The organism is Streptomyces sp. NPDC032126, from assembly GCF_055580085.1.
The window spans coordinates 1-5894 of sequence record NZ_JBVIMA010000023.1; the positions used below are offsets into that span (position 1 = coordinate 1).

The 5894-nt window shown below is 72.7% G+C and carries 1 protein-coding gene; it reads left to right on the forward strand.

The annotated features are described in order from the left end of the window. Positions 1 to 366 precede the first annotated feature (366 nt). On the forward strand, positions 367 to 5894 hold a 5528-nt coding region (locus ACZ5NW_RS37580), incomplete at its 3' end, for an SDR family NAD(P)-dependent oxidoreductase (protein WP_468748543.1).

Sequence of the window (5894 nt, forward strand, 5' to 3'; positions counted from 1 at the left end):
ATCCCCATCGTCTCCACCCTCACCGGCCAGGCGGCAGAAGCAGACGACCTCACCACCCCGGAGTACTGGACGCGCCAGCTCCGCGAAGCAGTCCGCTTCCACCCAGCCATCGACCACCTCAACGCCACCACCTACATCGAACTCGGCCCCGACAGCACCCTCACCACACTCACCCGCACGACCACCGACGCCACAGCAATCCCCCTCCTCCACCCCCACAAACCCGAAGACCACACCCTCCTCACCGCGCTCGCCACCGCCCACACCAACGGCACGCCCATTAACTGGACGGCCTTCTACGCCCCCCACCACCCCACACCCGTCGACCTCCCCACCTACCCCTTCCAACACCACGCCTACTGGCTCATGAAGCCGCAATCCAGCGGCAAGGCCGGTACGTTCGGGCTCGAAGCGGCTGAGCATCCGTTGCTGTCCGCGTCCCTTGAGCTGCCCGACGGGGAGGTGCGGGTCTTCACCGGGCGTCTCTCGACGGCGACTCATCCCTGGCTGGCCCAGCACGCGGTGCACGGCAACGCGATCGTCCCCGGTACCGCGCTCCTCGACCTCGTACTGCACGCCGCCCGTCACGTCGGCACGCCCTGCGTCGAAGAGCTCACGCTCCAGGCGCCGTTGGTCGTGCCCGAGCGCGACGCCGTGCACCTTCAGGTGCAGGTCGACACGGTGGACGACAGCGGGCATCGGCGGCTGACCCTGCATTCGAGGGTGGCGTCCCGGCCCGAGGCGGGATGGGTGCGGCACGGCTCGGCCACGCTGAGCGACGCGCCGGCGACCGTACTCGAGCCCTCCGTCGAGTGGCCGCCCATCGGGGCCTCCGTCCTCGATACGGCCGGGCTCTACGACCGTCTCGGCGGCCTGGGTCTGGTCTACGGGCCCGTCTTCCGGGGCCTGACCGCCGTGTGGCGGAACGGCGACGAGCTGTGCGCCGAGGTCCGTCTCCCGCAGGACACCGACACCACGGGTTACGGCGTCCATCCGGCCCTCCTCGACGCGGCGCTCCACTCGCTCGCGCTGGGCGTCGACGCCGATACGGCCCACCTGCCGTTCTTGTGGGCCGGCGTGCACCTGTACGCGACCGGCGCGGAAGCCCTGCGGGTGCGGCTCGCACCCACCGGTGGCGACACCTTCCGGCTCACGGCCACGGACCCGCACGGCGTGCCGGTCGTCACCGTCGAAGGGCTCACGACGAGGCCGGTCACCGCAGAGCAGCTGGCCGTCACGTCCGCCTCCGAAGCCCGGCAGGAGTCGCTCTTCGAGCTTCTGTGGGCGCCGGTCACCGGCGCGGAGGCATACGACGGGGTCGGTTCGATCGCGTTCGTCGGCGACTCCCACGAGCGCTTCGCGACGATCGGCGCGGTGGGGCGTTTCGCGGATATCGCCGCTCTTCGTGACGCCGTCGCGGCGGGGACGCCGGTGCCGGACGTGGTCGTCGCCGTCATGGACACTCCGGGTGCCGAATCCGGGGCGGTGGTTCCGCAGGTGCACGACGCGACCGCCGGCGCCCTGACCCTCGTACAGGAATGGCTGGGCGAGGAGTCGTTCGGGTCCGCGCGGCTGGCCCTGGCCACCGCCGGGGCCGTGGCGACCCGGCACGGGGAGGCGTCGGCGGCGGGCCGGGGCGGGCTGGCGATGGGCGCTGTGTGGGGTCTTGTGCGGGCCGTGCAGTCGGAGCATCCGGACCGGCTGCTCCTCGTCGACATGGACGACGAACCGGCCTCACGTGATGGGCTGTTGGCCGCTCTCGCCGCCGGTGTCGGGGGTGAGCCGCAGCTCGCGGTGCGGGAGGGCCGGCTGTTCGCGCCGCGCGTGGTGCGCGCCGGGGCGGAGGGCGTGCTGACGCCGCCGGCCGGGGCGCGGTCGTGGCGCCTCGATGTCCGGACGCAGGGCGCGTTGGAGAACCTTGAGCTGGTGGCGAGCCCTGCCGCCGAGGCCCCGCTGGGGTCCGGGCAGGTGCGGATCGACGTCCGGGCCGCCGGGCTCAACTTCCGTGACGTGATGATGGTGTTGGGCATGTATCCGGGGGATCTCGCCATCGGCAGCGAGGGTGCCGGTGTGGTTCTGGAGGTCGGCCCGGATGTGACGGGGCTGCGGCCGGGAGACCGGGTGATGGGCCTGTTCGCCGGGGCGATGGGGCCTGTCGCGATCGCCGACCGCGCGATGGTGGTCCGTGTGCCGGCCGGGCTGACATTCAGTCAGGCGGCCTCGATTCCGGTGGCGTTCCTCACCGCGTACTACGGCCTGGTGGATCTGGCGCACGTCCGGTCGGGGCAGCGGCTGCTCGTGCATGCCGCCGCGGGCGGGGTCGGAAGCGCGGCGGTGCAGTTGGCCCGCCACTGGGGTGTCGAGGTGTTCGGCACGGCGAGTCCCGGCAAGTGGGACCGGTTGCGCGAGGCCGGGCTCGACGACGGCCATGTCGCCAACTCGCGCACACTCGACTTCGAGCCGGCCTTCCTGGACGTCACGGACGGGCAAGGCGTGGACGTCGTACTGAACTCGCTGGCTCATGAGTTCGTCGACGCCTCGCTGCGCACTCTGCCCCGGGGCGGCACGTTCCTGGAGATCGGCAAGACGGACATCCGTGCGCCTGAGGAGATCGCGGAGCGGCATCCGGGCGTCGCCTACCGCGCGTTCGACATGGGAGAGGCCGGTCCCGAGCGCATCCAGCGGATCCTCGTGGAACTGGTGGACCTCTTCGAGGCCGGTGCGCTGCGGCCGCCTGTGGTGACGTCCTTCGACGTCCGTCACGCGCGTGAGGCGTTCCGGGCTCTCGGTCAGGCACGGCACGTGGGCAAACTCGTGCTCACCCTGCCGGGGGCGCTGACCCTGGCGGGCACCGCACCCGTGGCCCGGACGGCAACGGACGGCGCGCCGGCCGCTACGGGAACCGTTCTGGTCACCGGCGCGACCGGGGCGCTGGGACGGCTCGTCGCGCGCCACCTCGTCGACGCCCACGGCGTACGCCATCTCCTGCTCCTCAGCCGCAGCGGCCCGCGCGCCCGGGGCGCGGACGAGCTCGTCGCGGAGCTCACCGGGCTCGGCGCCCAGGTCACCCTGCGGGCCTGCGACGCGGCCGACCGGGATGCGCTGGCCGCCGTGCTGGCGGACGTGCCGGCCGAGCACCCGCTGACAGCCGTCGTCCACGCCGCCGGTGTGCTGGACGACGGGGCCGTGGAAGCCCTGACGCCGCAACGACTCGCCGCGGTTCTGCGGCCGAAGGTCGACGCCGCGTGGAACCTGCACGAGCTGACCGCGTCGGCCGACCTGTCGGCGTTCATCTGCTTCTCCTCGCTCTCCGGTCTGCTCGGCGCCGCAGGACAGGCGAACTACGCGGCCGCCAACGGCTTCCTCGACGCCCTCGCCCAGCACCGCCGCGCTCAGGGGCTGCCCGCCGCCTCGCTGGTCTGGGGTCTGTGGGAGGCGCCGGACGGCATGGCGGGCGGGCTCGACGCGGCCGATCTCGCGCGCCTTGAACGGGCAGGTGTCTCGGCGCTCACGGCCGAGCAGGGCCTCACGCTCTTCGACGCCCACGACGTGGGCTCCGCGCTGGTGATCCTGGCACGGCTCGCCCCGGCCGCACTGCGCGCCCGGGCGGACGCGGGCACCCTGCCCCCGCTGCTGAGCCGACTGACCGGTCCCCGGGCTCCGCGCCCCCTCGCCCCCTCGGCAGCGGCTGGCGCCGAGTCGCCGCTCCGCGCATGGGCGCGGCGGCTCGCGCCGCTGTCCGCCGCCGAGCGTGAACACACCCTCGTCGATCTGGTGCGCGCCGAGGCCGCCGCCGTGCTCGGCCACTCCGGTCCCGAGGCGGTGGAGAGCGATCGCGCGTTCAAGGAGGCGGGCTTCGACTCGCTCACGGCGGTCGAGCTGCGCAACCGGCTCAACACCGCCACCGGCCTACGGCTGTCCCCCACGCTCGTCTTCGACCACCCGTCACCGACGGCACTCGCCGCCCACCTCCTCGCCGAAGTCCTCGACTCGGCGGACGGCGCCCCCTCGGTGTCCCCGCCCGGCGCCCCCACCGTGGCGGCCGCCGACGCCGATGAACCGGTGGCCATCGTCGGCATGGCGTGCCGCTTCCCCGGCGACGCACGCTCCCCCGACGACCTCTGGCGGATCGTCGCCGAGGGCAGGGACGCGATCGCCGCGTACCCCGGCGGCCGGGGCTGGGACGTGGACGAGCTGTACGACGCCGACCCGGACGCCGCCGGGAAGACGTACACGCTGAAGGGCGGCTTCGTCCGGGATGTCGACGCGTTCGACGCCGACTTCTTCGGCATCACCCCGCGTGAGGCCCTCGCCATGGACCCGCAGCAGCGGCTTCTGCTGGAGACCGCGTGGGAGGCCCTGGAAGGCGCGGGCATCGACCCCGGCACCCTGCGCGGCAGCGACACCGGTGTCTTCGCCGGCGTCTCGGCCGCCGAGTACCTCTCGCTCCAGCACGAGGGGGCGGACGAACTCGCGGGCTATCTGCTGACCGGCAACACCGCCAGCGTCGCCTCGGGGCGCATCGCGTACACGTTCGGCCTCGAAGGCCCCACCTACACGATCGACACCGCCTGCTCCTCCTCGCTCGTGGCGCTGCACCTCGCCACCCGGGCCCTGCGGGCCGGCGACTGCGCCATGGCCCTGGCCGGAGGCGCGACGGTCATGGCGACCCCCGGGCTGCTCGTCGAGTTCAGCAGGCTGCGCGGGCTCGCCCCGGACGGCCGCTGCAAGTCCTTCGCGGCCACGGCCGACGGCACCGGGTGGGGCGAGGGCGCGGGCATGTTCGTCCTCGAACGGCTCTCGGACGCACGCCGCAATGGACACCGCGTCCTGGCGGTGCTGCGCGGCTCCGCCGTCAACCAGGACGGCGCCAGCAACGGTCTCACCGCACCCAACGGACCGTCCCAGCAACGCGTCATCCGCGCGGCGCTGACCGACGCCCGCCTCACCGCCGATCAGGTGGATGCCGTCGAGGCACACGGCACAGGGACGAGTCTCGGTGACCCGATCGAGGCACAGGCGCTGCTGGCTACTTATGGTCAGGGGCGGGATGCCGAGCGGCCGCTGTGGCTGGGCTCGATCAAGTCGAACATCGGTCATACGCAGGCCGCAGCCGGTGTCGCCGGTGTGATCAAGATGGTCCAAGCGATGCGGCACGGGGTACTGCCGCAGACCCTGCACGTCGACGAGCCCACTCCGCACGTCGACTGGTCGGCGGGAGCGGTGGCTCTGCTGGATGAGCAGCGGGACTGGCCGGAGACGGGCCGGGCCAGGCGTGCGGCGGTGTCATCGTTCGGGATCAGCGGGACGAACGCCCACGTGATCCTGGAGCAGGCACCGGAGGAGGAAGCCGCGGATGAGGTGTCGCCCTCGCCGGGTGGGCCGGTGGCGTGGGTGCTGTCCGCGAAGACCGAGGGTGCGTTGCGGGAACAGGCGGCGCGGGTACGGGAGTTGGCGGGCAGCGACCTCGGGCTCGCGGACATTGGGTTCTCCCTCGCCACCACGCGGGCGCATCTGGAGCAGCGGGCCGCAGTCGTAGCCGAGGACCGGGACGACTTCCTGGCCGGACTCCAAGCACTGGCCGACGGGGACGAGCATCCCCATCTCGTACGAGGATCAGCCACCGGAGCAGGCAAGACCGCGTTCCTCTTCGCCGGACAGGGCAGCCAACGCCTCGGCATGGGGCGGGAGTTGTATGACAGCCAGCCCGTGTTCACCCAAGCCCTGGACGACGTCTGCGCACTGCTCGACCCGCACCTCGACACGCCTCTGCAGCAGGTCATGTGGGCCGAGGAAGGCACCGAACAGGCAGCCCTGCTGGAAGACACCCTCTACACCCAGCCCGCCCTCTTCGCCCTGGAGACCGCCCTCTTCCGACTCCTCCAGCACTTCGG